Origin of the sequence: Pseudoalteromonas sp. BSi20311 (assembly GCF_000239875.1) — a bacterium.
Lineage (GTDB): Bacteria > Pseudomonadota > Gammaproteobacteria > Enterobacterales > Alteromonadaceae > Pseudoalteromonas.
The window spans coordinates 1-1,643 of record NZ_BADU01000082.1; the positions used below are offsets into that span (position 1 = coordinate 1).

2 protein-coding genes are annotated in these 1,643 nt (G+C 37.9%); both read right to left on the bottom strand.

Features of this window, described 5'->3' with window-relative positions; genetic code table 11:
- On the bottom strand, positions 1-779 hold a 779-nt coding region (locus P20311_RS09475; protein ID WP_036985036.1), incomplete at its 3' end, for an efflux RND transporter periplasmic adaptor subunit.
- Positions 780-843: 64 nt separating this feature from the next.
- The coding region (locus P20311_RS09480; RefSeq protein ID WP_036985038.1) for a TolC family protein at positions 844-1,643 on the bottom strand (800 nt) is incomplete at its 5' end.

Below are 1,643 nucleotides of genomic sequence, written 5' to 3' on the forward strand. Positions count from 1 at the left end.
GCTAACAACATGACTGAATCCCCAGCATCAACACGTTGCCCTTGGATAAAGTCGTCTTGAAGCACGACACCTTCACGGTGCGCCGTTAATGCATATTGTCCAAATGCTTTAATGTCTTTGTTAGAAATACCATTTATTGCTTTTTCAGTTAACCCTAAAGCAATGAGCTTGCCATAGCTCGCATTGTATGTTGTTTCAGCTTGTAATAATCGACTTTCACTCACCGTCTTATTACCCAGCTTTTTTACACGTTGCCATTCGGTTGAAGCGATTAAATAGTCAGCTTGTGCTTGTGCCATTGCTTCACTAAATAATGTAACTAACTTCTGACCTATTTCTACATACTCGCCAAGCGCTGCATGGCGACTGATAATGACTGACTCTGTACGTGGTGATACCACATAACTTTTATAGCCATTAGCTTTTATTTCGCCAGGTGCATATACGGAGCTAAATTGATATTCAGGCTTAACACTTTCCACTTTAATGTTAGCAAGCGACATCTTCTTTGGATCAATAGTGATACCTTCTTCATGTTCTTCTTCTCCCTCTCTATTACCACCTTCATGGCCGTGCTCGTCATGGTCACCTTTATCTTCTTCATGTCCCTTTTCGTGTTCATGCTCATCTTGATGTTCTTTTTCTTCTTGTTTCGAAACGTTTGTGACAGAACCAGTTCCATCTGACGACTGTGCAAAAGCATCATGATTTGTAGTAAACCCAACTAACAGGCAGCTAATTACTACGGCTAAAAATTTTTTACTAATTACTGTATTCATTTTTGTAACCTATATTTTTAATAAATTTAAGATTTCGTTTTTCGCTACTGAAAAAACAAAGCGCTCAAATCTCAAATTTGGATAACTGACCCATACTTAAAATGAAGGATATTTCTGCAAGCTTGAATTGATTTTCCAAACGTATTCCTGCATGAAGCCCTTCCGCACGTTGATTTAATGCAAGTAAGTAGTCAGAAGTATTAATGTCACCAGCTTCCCAGCGCTTATTTAATAAGTTTTCGCTGCTATCTAATCTGCCTTTTGTCAGTTTTTGCCATTGCTCATAATATTTTTTACTGACAATAAGCGATTCATAATTAGCTTTTGCTTCAAATGACTGCTTTCGATAAACCGACCGAAAGTTAGCCTCTGCTGCAATTGCTTCTGAATAAGCGGCTTTAACAGTATCTGAATAGTTATTTCTGATATTTAAAGGCATTGAGAAAGTCACGCCAATCAAGTCTTCATCTCCACTTTTCCCTGCGTTAACTCCAATGGTTGGATTGGCTTTAGATTCCATAGTGGTTAGTTGAGCTTTAGATTGTTTTATCTTCCATTGCGCTCTAGCGAGTTTAACTTTTGGATGTTCCTCAACCCACTGAGAGTTAAATGAATAGTTTGTTGCTCCAAAAGTAAATGAAAACAAATTGGTAGTATTAGGCGTCCAATCAGGCAATAACTCCTGAACATTTACCTCTGCATTTTTCAAAGCAATTTGCGACTCAGATATTTCACTGAAAACTTGGGACAAGTTTAAATAAACCAGTTCAGCGTCAAGTGGCTCTAAAAGTCCTGCTTTTCGCTTATCTTCAATAATTCCAACGAGCGTTTGTAATTGATTTTCTCTTACTGAAAGTAACTGAG